The 18,361-nt window shown below is 62.0% G+C and carries 18 protein-coding genes; 13 read left to right on the top strand and 5 right to left on the bottom strand.

From position 1 onward, the window contains the following. Nucleotides 1-29: 29 nt before the first annotated feature. Together LDO54_RS21400 and phbB are read left to right on the top strand one after the other, a co-directional pair. Nucleotides 30-1,211, top strand: coding sequence for an acetyl-CoA C-acetyltransferase (locus LDO54_RS21400; protein WP_224012663.1), 1,182 nt, complete (start codon nt 30-32; stop codon nt 1,209-1,211). 208 nt (nt 1,212-1,419) lie between these two features. Next, nucleotides 1,420-2,163: an acetoacetyl-CoA reductase gene (gene phbB / locus LDO54_RS21395; protein ID WP_224012662.1), complete on the top strand. Its 744-nt coding sequence runs from the start codon at nt 1,420-1,422 to the stop codon at nt 2,161-2,163. 49 nt (nt 2,164-2,212) lie between these two features. On the opposite strand, the gene LDO54_RS21390 is transcribed toward phbB, so the two are convergent. Beyond that, nucleotides 2,213-2,593, bottom strand: coding sequence for a hypothetical protein (locus LDO54_RS21390; protein ID WP_224012661.1), 381 nt, complete (start codon nt 2,591-2,593; stop codon nt 2,213-2,215). A gap of 72 nt (nt 2,594-2,665) precedes the next feature. Next, nucleotides 2,666-3,886, bottom strand: a complete 1,221-nt coding sequence (locus LDO54_RS21385) for an MFS transporter (protein ID WP_224012660.1) — start codon at nt 3,884-3,886, stop codon at nt 2,666-2,668. Nucleotides 3,887-3,925: 39 nt separating this feature from the next. Between LDO54_RS21385 and LDO54_RS21380 the strand changes: the two genes are divergently transcribed. Then, complete coding sequence (locus tag LDO54_RS21380) at nt 3,926-4,117, top strand: hypothetical protein (protein WP_224012659.1); 192 nt, start codon at nt 3,926-3,928, stop codon at nt 4,115-4,117. A 122-nt stretch (nt 4,118-4,239) separates the two neighbouring features. On the opposite strand, the gene LDO54_RS21375 is transcribed toward LDO54_RS21380, so the two are convergent. Both LDO54_RS21375 and LDO54_RS21370 read right to left on the bottom strand, forming a co-directional pair. Next, complete coding sequence (locus LDO54_RS21375; RefSeq protein ID WP_224012658.1) at nt 4,240-5,478, bottom strand: type II toxin-antitoxin system HipA family toxin; 1,239 nt, start codon at nt 5,476-5,478, stop codon at nt 4,240-4,242. Further along, a complete protein-coding gene (locus tag LDO54_RS21370) occupies nt 5,475-5,750 on the bottom strand; it encodes a helix-turn-helix transcriptional regulator (RefSeq protein WP_224012657.1) in 276 nt (91 codons plus the stop codon). The genes LDO54_RS21375 and LDO54_RS21370 overlap by 4 nt, the downstream gene beginning before the upstream one ends. A 308-nt stretch (nt 5,751-6,058) precedes the next feature. Between LDO54_RS21370 and LDO54_RS21365 the strand changes: the two genes are divergently transcribed. The 7 genes from LDO54_RS21365 (at nt 6,059) to LDO54_RS21330 (ending at nt 14,230) form a co-directional block, all read left to right on the top strand. Beyond that, a complete protein-coding gene (locus LDO54_RS21365) occupies nt 6,059-6,400 on the top strand; it encodes a hypothetical protein (protein WP_224012656.1) in 342 nt (113 codons plus the stop codon). Between the two features lie 208 nt (nt 6,401-6,608). Then, on the top strand, nt 6,609-7,166 hold the full coding sequence (locus LDO54_RS38930; RefSeq protein ID WP_290371121.1) for an H-NS histone family protein: 558 nt from the start codon (nt 6,609-6,611) through the stop codon (nt 7,164-7,166). Nucleotides 7,167-8,123: 957 nt separating this feature from the next. Further along, entirely contained in the window at nt 8,124-9,473 is a 1,350-nt protein-coding gene (locus tag LDO54_RS21350; protein ID WP_224012655.1) for an MFS transporter, read from the top strand. A gap of 37 nt (nt 9,474-9,510) precedes the next feature. Next, on the top strand, nt 9,511-10,536 hold the full coding sequence (locus LDO54_RS21345; protein WP_224012654.1) for an amidohydrolase family protein: 1,026 nt from the start codon (nt 9,511-9,513) through the stop codon (nt 10,534-10,536). A gap of 2 nt (nt 10,537-10,538) precedes the next feature. Further along, nucleotides 10,539-11,222 carry a 4-carboxy-4-hydroxy-2-oxoadipate aldolase/oxaloacetate decarboxylase gene (gene ligK, locus LDO54_RS21340; protein ID WP_224012653.1) on the top strand — a complete coding sequence of 228 codons (684 nt, stop codon included), beginning with the start codon at nt 10,539-10,541 and terminating at the stop codon, nt 11,220-11,222. Nucleotides 11,223-11,356: 134 nt separating this feature from the next. Beyond that, entirely contained in the window at nt 11,357-12,688 is a 1,332-nt protein-coding gene (locus LDO54_RS21335; protein WP_224012652.1) for an MFS transporter, read from the top strand. Nucleotides 12,689-12,898: 210 nt separating this feature from the next. Then, nucleotides 12,899-14,230, top strand: coding sequence for a leucine-rich repeat-containing protein kinase family protein (locus LDO54_RS21330; protein ID WP_224012651.1), 1,332 nt, complete (start codon nt 12,899-12,901; stop codon nt 14,228-14,230). Between the two features lie 131 nt (nt 14,231-14,361). Here the strand turns inward: LDO54_RS21330 and LDO54_RS21325 are convergent, their stop codons facing one another. Then, complete coding sequence (locus LDO54_RS21325) at nt 14,362-15,339, bottom strand: dienelactone hydrolase family protein (protein ID WP_224012650.1); 978 nt, start codon at nt 15,337-15,339, stop codon at nt 14,362-14,364. A 430-nt stretch (nt 15,340-15,769) separates the two neighbouring features. Here LDO54_RS21325 and LDO54_RS21320 point away from each other — a divergent pair, with 430 nt between their 5' ends. The 3 genes from LDO54_RS21320 to LDO54_RS38925 all read left to right on the top strand — a co-directional run bounded on the left by LDO54_RS21320 (nt 15,770) and on the right by LDO54_RS38925 (nt 18,288). Continuing rightward, the gene (locus LDO54_RS21320; protein ID WP_224012649.1) at nt 15,770-16,066 is read left to right on the top strand and encodes a 4Fe-4S dicluster domain-containing protein; all 297 of its coding nucleotides are present in this window, start codon (nt 15,770-15,772) and stop codon (nt 16,064-16,066) included. Between the two features lie 76 nt (nt 16,067-16,142). Next, the gene (locus LDO54_RS21315; protein ID WP_224012648.1) at nt 16,143-16,493 is read left to right on the top strand and encodes an immunity protein Imm33 domain-containing protein; all 351 of its coding nucleotides are present in this window, start codon (nt 16,143-16,145) and stop codon (nt 16,491-16,493) included. Between the two features lie 256 nt (nt 16,494-16,749). After that, nucleotides 16,750-18,288: a methyl-accepting chemotaxis protein gene (locus tag LDO54_RS38925; protein WP_290371120.1), complete on the top strand. Its 1,539-nt coding sequence runs from the start codon at nt 16,750-16,752 to the stop codon at nt 18,286-18,288. The last annotated feature ends 73 nt before the right edge of the window (nt 18,289-18,361 follow it).

Below are 18,361 nucleotides of genomic sequence, written 5' to 3'. Positions count from 1 at the left end.
CGTGAGTACTTCTAACGCAGGAATGGAAAATGACTGAGATTGTGATCGTTTCGGCCGCACGTACCGCGGTAGGCAAATTCGGCGGCTCGCTGGCGAAAATCGCCGCGCCGGATCTGGGCGCCATCGCCATCAAGGCGGCGCTGGAGCGCGCGGGGCTCAAGCCCGAGCAGGTCAGCGACGTGATTCTGGGTCAGGTGCTGACGGCCGGTTCGGGCCAGAACGTGGCGCGTCAGGCTTCGCTGAAGGCAGGCCTGCCGGCGTCGGTGCCGGCGATGACGATCAACAAGGTCTGCGGTTCGGGCTTGAAGGCAGTGATGCTGGCCGCAAACGCGATCATCGCGGGCGACGCCGAAATCGTCGTGGCGGGCGGTCAGGAAAACATGAGCGCGGCGCCGCACGTGCTGCCGGGTTCGCGCGACGGCTTCCGCATGGGCGATGCGAAGCTCATCGACAGCATGATCGTCGACGGTCTCTGGGACGTGTACAACCAGTACCACATGGGCGTCACGGCGGAAAACGTCGCGAAGGAATACGGTATTACGCGCGAGGAACAGGACGCGTTCGCGGCGGCCTCGCAGAACAAGGCGGAAGCCGCGCAGAAGGCGGGCCGTTTCGACGACGAAATCGTGCCGGTCGAAATTCCGCAGCGCAAGGGCGATCCGCTCGTCTTCAAGACCGATGAATTCGTGCGTCACGGCGTGACGGCGGAATCGCTGTCGAGCCTGAAGCCCGCCTTCTCGAAGGAAGGCACGGTGACGGCGGCGAATGCGTCGGGCATCAACGACGGCGCGGCAGCGGTGGTCGTGATGTCGGCGAAGAAAGCCGAAGAACTGGGCCTGAAGCCGCTCGCGCGCATCAAGGCGTATGCCTCGGGCGGCGTCGATCCGAAGGTGATGGGCATGGGCCCGGTGCCGGCGTCCAAGCGTGCGCTGGAGCGCGCGGGCTGGTCGGTGAACGACCTCGATCTCATGGAGATCAACGAGGCGTTCGCGGCGCAGGCGCTGGCTGTGAACAAGCAGATGGGCTGGGACACGTCGAAGATCAACGTGAATGGCGGCGCGATTGCGATCGGCCATCCGATCGGCGCGTCGGGCTGCCGGATTCTGGTGACGCTGCTGCATGAAATGCAGCGCCGCGACGCAAAGCGCGGCCTGGCGTCGCTGTGCATCGGCGGCGGTATGGGTGTGGCGCTCGCGCTCGAGCGCGCCTGATCCGCCTTGAAGGAATGCGGTGGTCCCGTTGGCGCCGGCGTGCTGGCGGGACCACCCGAAAGAGTTCGCGCAATATTAGACGTGAGTAAAACCCGCGCGCGCTGGCTTGCAGCGTCCCCACACACGACGTCTGCCGGGCAACGAACAACGTGACGGACCCAGTGGCGTCACGCCATTATTTGATAATTGACTCTCGCGGATATACAGGATGACTAATCGTATTGCATTGGTAACGGGCGGAATGGGCGGTCTTGGCGAAGCGATCAGCGTGCGCCTGCACGACGCGGGTTACAAGGTCGTGGTAACGCACTCCCCCGACAACGCCGGAGCGAATGACTGGCTGTCGCGCATGGAATCGGCGGGCCGCACGTTTCGTGCGTACTCGATGGACGTGGCCGACTACGATTCGTGCCAGCGCGGCGCCGACAAGATTCAGAGCGAAGTCGGCCCGATCGACATTCTGGTGAATAACGCCGGGATCACGCGCGACATGACGTTCCGCAAGCTCGACAAGGTGAATTGGGACGCGGTGCTGCGCACCAATCTCGACTCGATCTTCAATATCTCGAAGCCGTTGTGCGACGGCATGGTCGAGCGCGCGTGGGGCCGCATCATCAACATTTCGTCGGTGAACGGGTCGAAGGGTTCGGTGGGGCAGACCAATTACGCGGCGGCGAAAGCGGGCATGCACGGCTTCACCAAATCGCTGGCGCTCGAAGTCGCGCGCAAGGGCGTGACGGTGAATACGATTTCGCCCGGCTATCTCGCGACGAAAATGGTCACCGCGATTCCGCAGGACATTCTCGATGCGAAGATCCTGCCGCAAATTCCGATGGGCCGTCTCGGCAACCCGGAGGAAGTGGCCGCGCTCGTGCTGTTCCTGTGTTCGGACGACGCGGGTTTCGTGACCGGCGCGAATATTCCGATCAACGGCGGGCAGCACATGCAGTAACGTAACAAAGCGCGCGCGCCTTACCGCGCGCGCTTCGCTTTATCCGCCATTATTTCGGCAACACGCTCTTGCGGCCGCGATTGCGCGGCTTGGGCTCCACGCCCACGCGCGGATCGCGCGCGAGCACGAGGGCCGTCATCTCCTCGACGACCGTTTCGAAGGCCGGATCGGCCTGCGAGATATACAGCCATTTCCCGAGCACGGGATGCGGGCGCAGCGCCGGCATGGCGTCGATCAGCGCCGCGTGGCGGTCTTTCGACGTGCACACGAGCATGCCGCTCCACGGCTCGCCGCGATCGGCGGCAATCAGACACAGCAGGCCGTCGATATAAGCGGCGTCGCAGCCGAACATCAGCTTGCGGACGTAATTCGGTTCGCGCTCGAAGGCGTCGAAAATCCAGACCAGCGAATTGCGAATGGAAGACGGCATGGCGTATAGGTCCTCGGCGGTCCCGCCGTGCGCGGGACCTCGCAAAACATCATACGTGATGGCGCGCGACGCTCAGGCCTTGCGGTCGAGCGCGAACGAGACCATCAGCACGGCGATGCCGAGCGCCGCGAGAATCGCGCCGACCCAGCCCGTTGCGATCCAGCCGAAACCCACGGCGATCACGATGCCGCCGAGCCACGCGCCCAGCGCATTGGCGATATTGAACGCGCTGTGATTGAGCGCGGCGGCGAGCGATTGCGCGTCGCCGGCCACGTCCATCAGGCGCGACTGGAACGCGGGCGTGCAGGCCGAGCCGAAGCCCACGCAGAACAGGATCGGCAACATCGACCAGACGTGCGGCGCGGCGACCACGAACACCAGCAGCACGACCGCCGTGAACGCGTACATGCCGAGCATGGTGCGCTTGAGCCAGCGGTCGGCGAGCCATCCGCAGGCCATGTTGCCGAGAATCATGCCGAGACCGATCAGGGCGAGCGCCCACGGCACATGATGGCTCGCGACGTGCGTGACTTCGGTGAGCGTGGACGCGACGTAGCTGTAGACCGAGAAAATGCCGCCGAAACCGACCGCCGAGGCCAGCAGCGTGAGCAGCACTTGCGGACGGCCGAGCGCGCCCAGTTCGGTCAGCGGGCTGGCCTTGTTCGACATCGGCAAGCTGGGCACCGACCACGCGATCATGCCCGCCGTGACGAGCGCGATGATCGCGACTGCCGCGAAACACGCCTGCCAGCCGAGTCCCTGGCCGAGCCAGGTGGCGACCGGCACGCCGATCACATTCGCGACGCTCAGACCCAGCATGACCTTGCCGATGGCCGCGCCGCGTTTATGCGGCGGCACGAGCGCGGCGGCGGCCAGCGCGGCGAGACCGAAATACGCGCCGTGCGGCAGACCGGCGATAAAGCGGCTCACGAGCACGAGCGTGTAGCTGTGGAAAATCGCGCTCGCGCCATTGCCGATCGCGTAGAGCAGCATCAGCAGAATCAGCAGCGCGCGGCGCGGCATGCGTGCGAGCAGCACGGTGATCAGCGGCGCGCCCACGACGACGCCCGCCGCATACGCGCTGATCATGTGGCCCGCTTGCGGAATCGAAACGTGCAGGTCGCCGGCCATGTCGGGCAGGATGCCCATCGCGGCGAATTCGGCGGTGCCGATGGCGAATCCGCCGAGCGCGAGCGACAGTTCCGCGACGCCGAGTCCGTGAGGCGGTTCGATGGGCGGCACGACGCGCTCGATTTGTTCGTCGCGAAAGGTGGTTTCTGCGGAGGCACTCATGGGTTTTTTCTAAAGACTTATTGCGTACTGAATGGGCGAATGACCCATTTTGGTGTGGTGGAAATCGGGTTTGATGGCTGCGGCTTTATTTGTGCAGCAGTTTGGTGCAACGGATTGGTGCAACGGATCGGCCCGAATACGGGCTCAAATGCGCGGCGCAACGCGATTGCACAGACGAATGGCGTCGCCGGCCGCATGGAACGGCTTGCGGGCGTCAATCACCATTCATGAGCGACTCGGCGATTTGCCAGACGAGACCGGAACGCAGGGTATCACCTGTCGCTCGATCGCGCATGACAACGCCGCATCAACTCGCGTTCAACTTCGCATTCAACGTCGCATTCAACGTCGGATCAACGCAGCTTGGGCCGTGCGACGGGCTTCACGCCCGCATGCTCGATCGCGTGCCGCATTCGCGCGAGCAAATCGCCTTCCCGATAACGCGCGTCGGCTTCGAAGCGGTCCGCGACGCGCGTATAGGCTTCGCGCAGACGCGTCATGATGCGCTCGGCTTCCGTCGCGCGCAGACCGAGCCGCTTCGCGTACGCCACGAGTTCGGCGGGCACCGGAAAGGTTTTGCTCTTATGCAGGTTCAGTGCAATGCGGCCGTCGAGGTCGGGATAAACGTCGGTGCAGACCACGTCGAACACGGGCGCGAGACGGCGCGCACCGGTGGGATCGGCGTAGAGAATGCCGATGTTCTTCATATGCGCGTCGCCGTCGCGCAGCAGGCACGAGAGCGCCACGCGCTCGAACAGACGCCGTTGCTGCAACGGTTCGCCGCGCGTGTAAATGTCGACCGCTTTCGCGATCATTTCGTAACTGCCTTCGTATTTCGCCTTGCCGGTGAGCACGCTCATATCCTCGAACCCGAGCGGCGTGCCGTCGGGCAGACGATCGAAGCGCGACATCACGAACAGTCGTCCGTCACTCGACAGCCAGAAGTCCGGCGTTTCCAGCCCGGCTTCTTGCGCTACCGACATGCAGAAGAATTCATTGCGCGCGAGGCCGGGAAAATCCTCGCCTTCCGCTTTCACGATGACGGTTTTCAGCGGCAACGTGGTGTGTTCGAGCGGCGGTTTTTGCGCGGGCGATTCGCTCGCGAGCGGCACCAGCGCTTTCGGCTGCACGCCGGAAATGCCCGAGCCTAATGCGTATCGATCGATGAGCCGCTCGAACAGGCGTCCCGATGGCGACGAAAGCAGTTCGTCGAGTTGCTCGCCTTCGCCTTCGGGCACGCGCTCGCCGGGCACCGAATACGTGAGGCGGCCGATCTGATTGCGGCCCGCGAGAAAGAGCAGAAAGAGATCGCTGGGCGCGCCGTAACGCGCGAGACGATCTTCGATCACGAAGCGCAAATAACCTTCGGGACGATTCATGGCGAACACGCCCATCAGGTCGCCGCTCGCATAACTCTCGCGGCGCACCGGCATGGTCAGCGAGACGGCGGCCGCGTCGGGCGCCGCGCCATAGTTGAAGACGAAGCGGCTTTCGCGCGCGAGCAAGCCGCTCGATCCTTGTGGCGTATGCACTTCGAGCTGGCGGATCTGCCGCAGCAGACGCTCGAAGTCGAGCGCGGCTTCGGTGCTCATTCGTCGTCCTTGAACACGTCGGGCAGATCTTCGAGCGCCACGGAGCCGATCGGGCGCAGCACGAGTTCGTAGCCGAGCGCGTTCGCCATCCGGCAGAACTCTTTTACGCCGACGCTGCCTGTGCGTTCCGCATTGGTGATCGTGCGGCGCGCGACGCCGGCTTGCTCGGCGAGCGTCTGCTGGGTGAGCTTGCGCTCGCGCCGGGCCGCGCGCAGGCTCCCGGCGAGGCGCTCGACGTTGGAAATCGGTTCGTTGGGGCTATTTTTGCGCATGATAATGCGCATAGTAGTCTATCTGGACGATGGTTGCGCGGAATTTTGCGCATTTCCGCGGGTGTTATGTGCCGTGACGATGGCTAGAAATGCGCATGATTATGCGCATTCTATGTGTAAGACTTAAAATTGCGCAAAATTGTGCGCACTGAATTTCGTGTGTCGAGAAGCTCCGCACGCGTTCGCACCGACTTTCAGCACACACGCCGCGACGCTCAACGCTTCGGTTTTTGCTTCATGCGATCGAGTATCGCCACGCTCGCCAGCTTCAATCCGCATCGACATTGACGCATTCACAACACGCTTCAATGACGCTCCATTTCGCCATGACAATTCACTTGCCGATCTCAGCGCGCTACCTCGCATTTGCATCGCGTTGCTTCATCGTCATCAAAAGAAAAAGCAAACGCACGCAACTGCAAATTCCGATCACCGAAATCGCGGTGCCGGTCTTGCATGAAAAATGCGGCAAAGACATCGCGCGACTTTTTTTGCGCGGCAATAGAAGCCTGCACGAGCTCTTGCGCAAGCATCGCGCGTTTCAATTTTTGAAACTTCGGATCGAGCGTATCGAATGCATCAAGCGCGCAAGACATGGCATGCGAAGCGAAGTATGGGTGGGTATTGGGTTTGCTGTTCGCTTACCGTGAAAGCGTTCGAAAGATTTTCGTGGCGAAAAAGCCAATTTCACCACGTCTATTGATCGAATACGGACACGCAATTTGCATGTGTCAGCGCTTTGCCTTCATAATCTGCGTGGCGCAATGATATCGCCACTATGTCTCCGGCCAAACTTCGAGATGCCAAAGAAGTTTTTCAGGCAAAGCCTGGAGACGCATTCCTGACAGGGAGGGAAGAATGGTTACGCTCGATTCGATCAACTTGAAAATTGCAAAACTCCAGAAGCAGGCTTCCGCAATGGCGGAAAAGCAGACTTCGGTCGGCCTCGCTAAAATTCGCGATCTGATGCACAAGCATGGCTTGAGCCTCGTCGATATCGAACGCTTCGTCGGGAAAAAACGCGGCCGCAAGCCGGGCGTCAAGTCCGCGAATGGCGCGCTGAAAACCACGCGTGCAAGCGCACCGGTCGCGCCGAAATACGCCGACCCGAAAACGGGCGCAACGTGGACCGGCCGCGGTCGTGCTCCGGCCTGGATTCGCGACGTGAAAGACCGCTCGAAATTCCTGATTGCCGGCGCCGTGGAAAGCAAGGCGGCGGCAGCAAAGAAAGCACCGGCAAAACGCGCTGCCGCGAAAAAGACGGTTGCAACGAAAAAGGCAGCAGGCCGCCGCGCCGCAGCACCGGCCGGTGTCACGCGCGCTCGCAAGACCGTCGCCGCGAAAAAACGCGGTGCGCCGCGCAAGACGGCTGCAAAAGCGCCGGCTGCTGCCGCGCCCGCAGCGGCTGCCGAATAAAGCGGCTTAAAGCCGTTCAAAGCCGATAACCGTAGCTGGCGGTGCGTTGCTCCGCCTTTTTCGATAGCGCAGCGCTGGCTACGGTTTTCGACGGCGCTTTTCGATCGCGTTTTCGACCGCGTTTTCAACAGCATCACCCATCGCTTTATCCCTCCGCGTTTCAATTCCGTTGACCGCTTCATTAGCTGCTTGCTTCAGCAGTGAACGGACTTTTCTTTTGTTCCGCTAGTCCTCGCAATCTCAAGCCGCACTCTGCTGCGCTGCGCCATTTTTAATCGATCTCAGCGAATTGCCGGTGAGCGAAATCGCGCCGTGGTTCGAATTTGTCCGATTAACGCTGAGCGTGACTCACGCGATATCGCGTCCGCCGAAGTTGATCAGGGTTCCGAATGATTGAAATCGCGTCTGCACATTTCGTTCGCGTTGGGCTTTCATGAAGCTGTCGTTTGTCATGCCGCGAGTTTTTTGCCGCGCCTGCCCGACGGCTTTCCGCACGCGATATTTGCGCAAACGGACTGCGTTTCGCGAATGACCGCAAGCTTCCCGCTCCCGCCGAGTGTGTCCACGAGGCGTACCCAGGGCGTTCCCTGGCTTTCACGGCGACGCATCGAGCCCGATTGCGAAGTCTTGCAATCCCCATCTGTTTCACTTATCGGCTTGTTCGCGCGCCGATGCGTTCGCGCCCCGCGCGGGTGTTCGCTACAAGCCACGCCGAGCCTTATGCGGCTTGGCTTTCAGCCCTGCAAGGCAGCCTCGAAAAGCATCCGGTTGCCCCTTGCATTCCACGCGCGACGGCTTGACCTGTGGTTAACCCGTAGTAGCCTCACGCCAGCGGTCTCCTTATTGTCAGCGCCAATCGACCGGAAGATGCCGGCGAGCGCGGGTAGACAACATGAATTCGCGGTGCGCGTTGCACGGATGTGCGGGCAGCACCGCCATGACAGAGGAGACGAGGCAATGGCGGGGAGCAGGGTTATCGACATCAAGGCCTTTATCGACGAGCAGAAAATTACGGCGTACCAGTGGCTGCTGGTCGCGCTGTGCTTTCTCGTCGTGACGGCGGACGGTATGGACGTGGCGATCATGGGTTTCGTCGCGCCGCCGATTCTCCACGAGTGGGCGATTTCCCGCCCCGCGTTTGGCCTCGTCATGAGCGCGGCGCCGCTCGGTCTCGTGATCGGTGCGCTGGTTGCGGGTCCGTCGTCGGATCGCTTCGGGCGCAAGGTGGTGCTGTTGTCGTCGATTTTCGTATTCGGGATCTTCACGATCGCGACGGCGTTCACGAATACGCCGACTGAAATGGCGGTCCTGCGTCTGCTGACCGGTATCGGTCTCGGCGCGGCGATGCCGAACACGACGACGCTGCTGTCGGAGTACGCGCCGCAACGCAAGCGCGCGCTGATGATCACCATCATGTTCACGGGCTTCAATCTGGGCTCGGCGCTGATTGGTTTCGTCGCGGGCTGGTTGATTCCGACGCACGGCTGGCGCACGGTGCTGATCGTCGGCGGCGCGCTGCCGCTGCTGATGATCCCGCTGCATCTGTGGCTGCTGCCGGAATCGGCGCGTCTGCTGGCGGTGCGGGGTGCGGCTTCGGCGCGTATCGCGCAGATCCTGAACCGCGTCTGCGAAGGCCGCTTCACGGGTGAGGAGCGCTTCATCTCGAACGAGCCGCCGGTGCCGTCGCGCAAGCCCATCGGCATCCTGTTCTCGCAGGGCTATGGCGCGATGACGCTGCTGCTGTGGGTGACGTATTTCATGGGCTTGCTGGTGATTTATCTGCTGACGGGCTGGCTGCCGACGCTGATCAAGGACGCGGGTCTCTCGGTGACGGTCGCGGCCAACGTGACGGCGATGTTCCAGATCGGCGGCACGATCGGTGCGGTGATCGTCGGCTGGCTGATGGACAAGACGCGTCCCGCGCCGGTGATCAGCGCGGCGTATGTGGGCGGCGGCCTGTGCGTGCTGGCAGTCGCTTCGGTGGGCGCGCTGTCGTCGAGCCTGACGATGCTGGTGTTCGCCGCGGGCTTCTGCATGAGCGGCGCGCAGACGGGGTTGAATGCATTCGCGCCGGGCCGTTACCCGACCCAGGCGCGCGCCACGGGCGTGAGCTGGATGCTGGGCATGGGCCGCTTCGGCAGCATTTTCGGCTCGGCGATCGGCGGTGCGCTGCTCGGTCTCGGCTGGGGTTTCGAGTCGATTCTCGCGACGCTGGCGGTGCCGGCGGTGCTGGCGGCCATCGCGATCCTGTTTGCTCAGCGCACGAGCGTGGCGGCGGCGAACGCGACGGTGGGCGCCTCGCATTGAACCGTTTCAAGAATTTTTCATGTAGTACGGAATACTGATGATCATTGACATCCACGGTCACTACACGACCGCTCCCAAGGCGCTGGAGACGTGGCGCAACCGCCAGATCGCGGGCATCAACAGCCCGTCGGAAATGCCGTCCGTCTCCGAGCTGAAGATCAGCGACGACGAGCTGCGCGAGTCGATCGAGCAGAACCAGCTGCGCCTGATGCGCGAGCGCGGTCTCGATCTCACGGTGTTCAGCCCGCGCGCCAGCTTCATGGCGCACCACATCGGCGATTACGAAGTCTCCGCCACGTGGGCCGCGATCTGCAACGAGCTTTGCTATCGCGTGAGCGAGCTGTTCCCGGAGCATTTCATTCCGGCCGCGATGCTGCCGCAAAGCCCGGGCGTGGATGTCGCCACCTGTATTCCCGAACTCGTGAAGTGCGTGGAGCAGTACGGCAACGTCGCGATCAACCTGAATCCCGATCCCTCGGGCGGTCACTGGACGAGCCCGCCGCTCTCCGACCGCTCGTGGTACCCGATCTACGAAAAGATGGTCGAGTACGACATTCCGGCGATGGTGCACGTGAGCACGAGCTGCAACGCGTGCTTCCACACCACGGGCGCGCATTATCTGAACGCGGATACCACGGCGTTCATGCAATGCCTCACGTCGGATCTGTTCCGCGATTTCCCGACGCTTAAGTTCGTGATCCCGCATGGCGGCGGCGCGGTGCCGTATCACTGGGGCCGTTTCCGCGGTCTCGCGCAGGAAATGAAAAAGCCGCTGCTCGAAGAGCATCTGCTGAAGAACATTTTCTTCGACACCTGCGTGTATCACCAGCCGGGCATCGACCTGCTGACGAAGGTGATTCCGGTCGACAACATTCTGTTCGCGAGCGAAATGATTGGCGCGGTGCGCGGCATCGATCCGCAAACGGGCCATTATTTCGACGATACGAAGCGCTACGTGGAAGCCGCGGACATGAACCCGGACCAGCGCTACAAGATTTACGAAGGCAATGCGCGTCGCGTGTATTCGCGCCTCGACGCCACGCTCAAGGCACAAGGACGTTGAACATGACTGAACTCGGAGTGGTTTATCGCAACATCGCGCGTGCGGAACGCCGCGCGGCGGACGAACTCGGCGCGCTCGGCAGCGCGACCGTGCACGAAGCCATGGGCCGCGTCGGCCTGATGAAGCCGTATATGCGGCCGATCTACGCGGGCGCGCCCGTGAGCGGCACGGCGGTGACGGTGCTGCTGCATCCCGGCGACAACTGGATGATGCACGTGGCCGCCGAACAGATTCAGCCCGGCGACATCGTGGTCGCGGCCATCACGGCCGAATGCACCGATGGCTATTTCGGCGACCTGCTCGCGACCAGCTTCCAGGCGCGCGGCGCGCGTGCGCTGATCATCGACGCCGGCGTGCGCGACGTGAGCGTGCTGCAGGAAATGGGCTTCCCGGTGTGGAGCAAGGCCATTTCGGCGAAGGGCTGCATCAAGGCGACGCTCGGCTCGGTCAACATTCCCGTGGTCTGCGCGGGTGCGCTCGTGAATCCGGGCGACGTGATCGTGGCCGATAACGACGGCGTGGTCGTGGTGCCGTCGGCGAAGGCCGTCGAGACCCTCGACAAGGCCATCGCACGCGAATCGTTCGAAGGCGAAAAGCGCGCGAAGCTCGCTTCGGGCGTGCTGGGCCTCGACATGTACAAGATGCGCGAGCCGCTCGAAAAGCTCGGGCTGCGTTACATCGACTGAGTTCGCTGCGTGGTCGACTTTGCTGTTGCGCTTCGGCGCACGCAAGTGAGTGGTTGAGCAGCAATTTAAGCAGCAATTAGAGCCGTAGTTTGAGCATCAGTTTGAGCATCAAGCAGGGCGGAAGGAGACAGAGCATGTTCAAGTGGTACACCGAGTTGACGAAGCAGGAGAAGCGCACCTACTGGGCGTGCTTCAGCGGCTGGGGACTCGATGCGATGGATACGCAGATGTATGCGCTCGCGATTCCCACGCTGATTGCGCTGTGGGGCATGACGCGCGGCCAGGCGGGCATTCTGGGCACGACGGTGCTCATCATGGCCTCGCTGGGCGGCTGGATCGCGGGTATTCTCGCCGACCGCTACGGACGCGTGCGCGTGCTGCAGATCACCATTCTGTGGTTCTCGGCGTTCACGCTGCTCTCCGCGTTCACGGACTCGTTCTGGCAACTGATGATCACGCGCGGGCTGCAAGGTCTGGGCTTCGGCGGCGAATGGGCCGTGGGCGCGGTGCTCATCAGCGAAACGATCCGTCCGCAGGTGCGCGGCCGCGCGGTCGGTTCGCTCCAGGCGGGCTGGGCCGTGGGTTATGGCGTGGCCGTGCTGCTCTCCACCTTGCTGTTCAACACGCTCGAACCGGCGCTCGCATGGCGCGTGCTGTTCGCCATCGGCCTGCTGCCGACGCTGCTCGTGCTGTGGATTCGCCGACACATCAAGGAAGCGCCGGTGTTCGCACAGATCCAGCGCGAACACGCCGAGGATCGCCCGAGCATCTGGGAAGTGTTCGCCGCGCCCACGCGCGTGACGACCTTCAAGGCGATCCTGCTGACGTTCGGCATTTACGGCGGCAACTACGTGATGATCACGTGGCTGCCCGCGTATCTGAAACTCGCGCTGCATCTGTCGATCACGAATGTCGGCGGCTATCTCGCGATCAACATTCTCGGCTCGTTCGCGGGCGCGTTCCTGAACGGCTGGATGGCGGACCGCTTCGGCCGACGCCATACGTTCATCGTGATCGCGTGCCTGCAGGCGATTGCGGTGGCGACGTACACGCTCGCGCCGATCACGCTGCCGGTCACGCTGGTGCTCGGCTTCGTGCTCGGCACGCTGCAATCGGGCACGGCGGCGGGCACGGGCGCGTATATCGCCGAATTGTTTCCGACGCGCATCCGCGCATCGGCGCAAGGGCTCTGCGGCAACGCGGGCCGCGCAATCGGCGCGATCATGCCGACGATGGTCGGCGTGCTGAGCGCCAAGCTCGAACTCGGCGCGGCGATGGGCATCTGCGCGTGCGTCTCGTATCTGCTCGTGGTGACGGCGGCGCTGATGCTGCCCGAAACGCGCGGCCGCGATCTTTCGCAGGTCGCAACGGATGACGCGGCGCGCGCCAACGACGCGCAAATGACGGACGCGCGTCTGCAACGCGTGAGCGTCACGGACGACACGGGCGGCACGCGCCGTCCGTAAAACCGGACCCGATCGAGCAACGGCGCCGCGTGGAATCTCACGCGGCGCCGTTGTCATTTCTGCGTGCCGAAACGGTGTTCGAACGGCGCGAAATCGCGTCATCGCCGCCTTCGCCGCCTTCGCTGATCGTTACCGCTAGAATTGGCAGCGTGGACGCCGCTCGCACGCGCGCGCCCGCGACTCCCTGCCATTCTCCGATTCGATCCACGCGTGACGACCGCCACCCTCGAACAACTGCGCGCCGGCCGGCTGGCTGGCGCACGACAGCTCAAGCTCGCTTGCGGGTTGACCGAATTCCCGCGCGAGATCTTCGACCTCGCCGATACGCTGGAGGTGCTCGACCTCTCCGGCAACGCGCTGACTTCGCTGCCCGACGACCTGCCGACGCTGCGCCATCTGCGCATTCTGTTCGCCTCGAATAATCCGTTCACGGAATTGCCGCCGATGCTCGGCGATTGCGCGTCGCTGAGCATGGTCGGCTTCAAGGCGAACCGAATTCGTCACGTGCGGGCGAGCGCGCTGCCGCCGAAATTGCGTTGGCTGATCCTGACCGATAACGCTATCGATACGTTGCCGCCGGAAATCGGCGAACGTCCGCAATTGCAGAAACTGATGCTGGCGGGCAACCGCCTGCGCGCGCTGCCCGAGACGATGGCGGCGTGTGAGCGGCTCGAATTGCTGCGTGTGTCGGCGAATCGGCTCGATGGGTTGCCGGATTGGCTGCTGCGTCTGCCGAGGCTCGCATGGCTCGCGTACGCGGGCAATCCGCTGAACGCCGTGCGCGAGCAGACGGCGCTGGCCGATGCATCGGTGCCCGATATCGACTGGCATACGCTCGCGCTCGGGCAAACGCTCGGCGAGGGCGCGTCAGGCGTCACGCATCGCGCGACGCGTCTGTTGAAGGACGGGCATCCGGTCGAGGCGGTCGCCGTGAAGCTGTTCAAGGGCGCGGTGACGAGCGACGGCTTGCCGGAGCTGGAAATGGCCGCTTGCTTGCAGGCGGGGCGGCATCCGAATCTGATTCCGGTGCTGGGCAAGGCCGCGGGGCATCCGCTTGGCGAGCACGGGCTCGTGATGGCGTTGATCGATCCGGCGTTCGGCAATCTTGGCGGTCCGCCGAGTCTCGAGTCGTGCACGCGCGATGTCTATGCGGCCGATGCGTTGTTCGACCGCACGGCCGCGCTGCGGATCGCGCGTGGGATCGCTTCGGCGGCGCGGCATCTGCATCGGCGCGGGATCATGCATGGCGATCTGTATGCGCACAATATCCTGCATGACGGCGCGGGGCACGCGTTGCTGGGGGATTTCGGCGCGGCGTCGCTGTTTGATGCGCGTGACGCGTCGCTGGCGAAGGCGCTTGAGCGGATCGAAGTGCGGGCGTTTGGGTGTCTGGTTGAGGAATTGGGGCAGCGGCTGGCGGGGGAGTCTGGCGATCTCGCTGCGGGGTTTGAGGCGTTGAGCGCGGATTGTTTGGCCGAAAGCGTTGAGGATCGGCCTTCGTTTGATGAGGTGGTGGAGCGGCTGGCGGCGATTGACGGTTGATTGCCGCGTGGAAGGCAAGAAACTGCGCATCCCACTGCTTGCTCACACGCAAGACCTTGTCGTAGCGGATGGTCTGTCTCGCCTGAGGACAAAATGCGCCACCAGTTCCGCCTTGCCGTCCGATACGTGAACTAGGGCTTCAGCACGGCACTAACGATCTCGCCGACCGCCGCTTTGGCCTTGGCCGCCGCGTCCTCGTCATATGCGATGGTTGTCCCACGCTCAATACACGAATCGCTATAGCTAAACGGTTGTTTCGTTTTTGCGTCAACGAGCCGACCTCTTTCAATCTCCACCGTCCGGCAATTTCGCGTCGTCTGCGCTTGCGATAGCTGCTGAGGTCGTTTGAGCGCCCGGGCGTCGAAGAAGTGACTCGCGCCGCCGTATTCAGTCAACTGAACGTCCTTCACTTTCGCTTTCAGACGGTCCACATAAGCACGGCATGGCGCGACAGGATTGTAATTGTCCGCCGTCCCCTGAAAAATACGGACTGGTCTGTCGACCATCTCCTCGTCTTCGAGATACGTGTAAGTGCAGTCAGGATAGAACGAGACGAATGCCGCAAACTGGGTGCCGGTTTGGGCGTGCATCTTCTGGAACCGGCTCAGGCTCGCATACAGTGCGTTTTGCCCGCCACGCGAAAATCCCATGAGCATGATCCTGTTCGGATCTATTCTCGGGTGTTTCGAAAGCGTTGCGAGTGCTCGATAGGCGTCCTCGGTCTGCGCCAGGCGGCCGAGTTGGGATTGATCATTGATCGTATTGGCAATGCCTCGCCCCGAGAAACTGTCGAGTACAAAAGTCGCGACACCGAGCGAAAGAAAATACGTCTCCCAGTCGATGACGCTGCTGCCGACCCCGCCGGAACCATGCAGCAGAATGACAAGCGGAAGCCGGTCAGTGCCGCTTCGCGGAAGCCGAAGCTCGCCGGCAACCGTGACAGGTTTGCCATCCTCCCGGCCACCAAGAAATTCCTGATCACTGAGCGTCACCGACGGAATCGGGATGACTTCCATTCGCGTGACCTGCGCGTGTCCGGCGTTCGCTACGCAGATGAACACGCAGATCAAGACGATTCGAATCGCTGGGTAGGGGTTTGTCGTCAACACGGCGTCCCTCCTTTCGGTCATGGTTCGCGTGATGCCTGACGAGATTCAGTATAGACAGAAGCATGAAGCGCGCGGTCGATTGCCTTGAGATTCAACTGGAAGCGCTTATTCGGTTGTGTCACGGTTCGCGCGTGTTTTCGACATGGTCAATATCCGCTCGCTCGACATCGGTCTGCAATCGTTCCACTTAGCTGGATGAACTCCGGGAAGCGCTAACTGAACTTACATCGATATTTCGAAACCTTCCGGCTGCTAACAAATTGAATGCGGTCGACGGCCAGCCAGTCATATTTTTCCACTCCCCACAATATCCACGCACCTGAATCGTCTTCAACTGCATGGAATGGCCACACGCACGCAGTGACCGACCGGAACGGCGATATCGCCGTGACGTGGGTCCGTCTGCGCATGCAAAAAGGGGAGATGGAACATGAGCAAGGATTCATCGGTTGACTGCAAACAAAAGCCGGGTGTGATCGCGCCAGTCGTCGATTTGAAACGTTGTGAAGGCAAGGGCGATTGTCTGGAAGTATGTCCAGAGAACGTGTTCGAGATTCGGCGCATCGGTGAATCCGACTATCTCAAACTCAATGTGCTGCATCGCTTCAAACTGCGTGTTCATGGAATGAAAGTCGCCTACACGCCGAACGCAAACGCGTGCCGGTCGTGCGGTCTTTGCGTGAGCGCATGCCCGGAACGCGCGATCAAACTTGCCAGAACGGCTTAGCATCCTTTCCGCGCTTTCGCCGGATAGCCGACTTATCTTCGCGTACCCGATCCTCTTCTATAGGCCTCGAAAAAGAATGAGCCGTGAAAATCACCCGGACGATGCAATGCGGACGGTCTGTGCCCGATTCGGCGCAACGTTTGCTGGATGCGATATGAGCTTGAAAGTGGGCATCTCTCGCAATGTCGGGGAAGGCGTGCGGCCGATTCATGGCATTCGTCTCGAACCGGAAGGCGATACGTGCGGCTGGTACATCTGGGCAGGCGAGTTTCGCGACGATCTGGATTTTTTCGTCCCATTGCATGCGGCCCATCTTCATCAATGGGCGCCGCTGGTCGTCCCTTATCTGGGACTGGCCCGAGGGTGGAGATTCCTGATCACTGAAACATATGAGGACGTCTGGCTGGATCCGCAGCCGCCGTTCTAACTGGCCTTTCGAACACAACGAAGCCGTTCAAAAGGGTTGCGGCATTACGCCGCGCCAGCACGCCGTATCCACTCACGCCTCGCCCGCAATACGCGGCCTCACGCCATTTCGAGCGTGCCGGCAGTCGCCGCAACGCGGGTTGCGTCGTGACTTGATAGGTGCAAACCCTAAAGATTTTTTTAAGTTCTGTCGTAAGTCACCGTAGATGAAGTGTTTCTGTCCACGGTAGCAAGACTTTCCTGCAGGTAAGAAAAATATGTTGAACGGCTTCACAATCAAGGCGAAAGTGGGTTTATCAATGCTCGTACTCGGCGCATTGATGATTATGATCGGCGCGCTTGGCTTGTATGGTATGTCTTCGAGCAATCGAGATTTCGGCGATACCCACAACATTAAAATGCCCGGCATGTTGGCCGCGGCCATGGCCAATCTGAACGTCGCGCGCGAAAGGCTGAATTACGACCGTGCCGTGATTCAGATCGGTACACCCTCCGTCGATGTGGCCATTGAAAAGGCTCACGCGTTTCGCCAGGCCGCAGCCAAGCAACTGAAGATTTACGAGAACCTGCCGGATGCGCCAGGCGAAGCGGATTTGCACGACGCCGTCCGCAAGACCTATGAAGCCCATCAGCAACTGCTCGATCAGGGATGGGCGGCGGTCAAGGCGGGCGATGCGCCGACGGCGCAACGCATCGCGGGTGAACTCGCCGGGCAATTCAACGCCTACGCGAAGTCCAACGAGGCGCTCTTTGCCTTCCAGCAAAACAGCACGGATAGCGCCTTTCAGGATGCAACCGCTCGATATGAGCGCATCAGGGCGATCAGCCTGATCGCGATCCTGGTCGGTCTTGCGCTGGCGGGATACGCGTGGTTCATGTTGAGTCGCGCGATTGGCGTGCCGTTGTCGATCGCACTCGAACATTTTCAGGCGATTTCCAAAGGCGATTTGACGCGCCCGGTGCACGTTCATTCACGCGATGAAATGGGCCAATTGCTCAATGGATTCTCGGCGATGAAAACGGCGCTGACCGAAACCGTGAGTTCCGTACGCAGCGGAAGCGCGGCCATTGTGCAGGCGACCAGCGAAATTGCCGCGGGCAACCTCGATTTGTCGTCGCGTACCGAGGAACAGGCGTCGGCGTTGCAGGAAACGGCCGCGAGCATGGAGCAACTGACCGGCACCGTTAAACAGAACGCGGAAAATGCGAAGCACGCGAATACGTTGGCCGGGACCGCGTCGGAAACCGCGCAGCGAGGCGCGAACGTGGTCGAGCAAGTCGTGTCGACGATGAGTGAAATCAACGATAGCTCGGCGAAGATCGCGGACATCATCTCGATCATCGAAGGGATCGCGTTTCAGACCAACATTCTCGCGTTGAACGCCGCTGTGGAAGCCGCGCGCGCGGGCGAGCAGGGCCGCGGATTCGCGGTCGTTGCCGGCGAAGTGCGCACGCTGGCGCAACGTTCGTCCACCGCGGCGCGGGAAATCAAGGATTTGATCGATACGTCGGTGTCGCGCGTGCGCTCGGGCACGACGCTGGTCGACGACGCCGGCCGCGCGATGCGCGAGATCATCACCGCGATCAAGCGTGTGACGGACATCATGGGCGAGATCACCTCGGCGTCGCAGGAGCAGAGCAACGGCATTGGTCAGGTGGCGGTTGCCGTCGGCCAGATGGATGAAGCGACGCAACGCAACGCGGCGCTTGTCGAGCAGTCTGCCGCTGCCGCGCAGTCGCTCGAAGACCAGGCCGGGAAACTGCGCGAAACCGTGGCGGTTTTCCAGCTGGCTTGATCGTTGGAAAGTGAGCGGTTTGTCGATCGCCGTTAATCGGTAACGGCCGATCGACTGGATTTAAAGCTGCGCC

Source organism: Paraburkholderia tropica (assembly GCF_914484835.1).
Lineage (GTDB): Bacteria > Pseudomonadota > Gammaproteobacteria > Burkholderiales > Burkholderiaceae > Paraburkholderia > Paraburkholderia tropica_A.
This window is presented reverse-complemented; position numbering and strand designations above follow the sequence as displayed.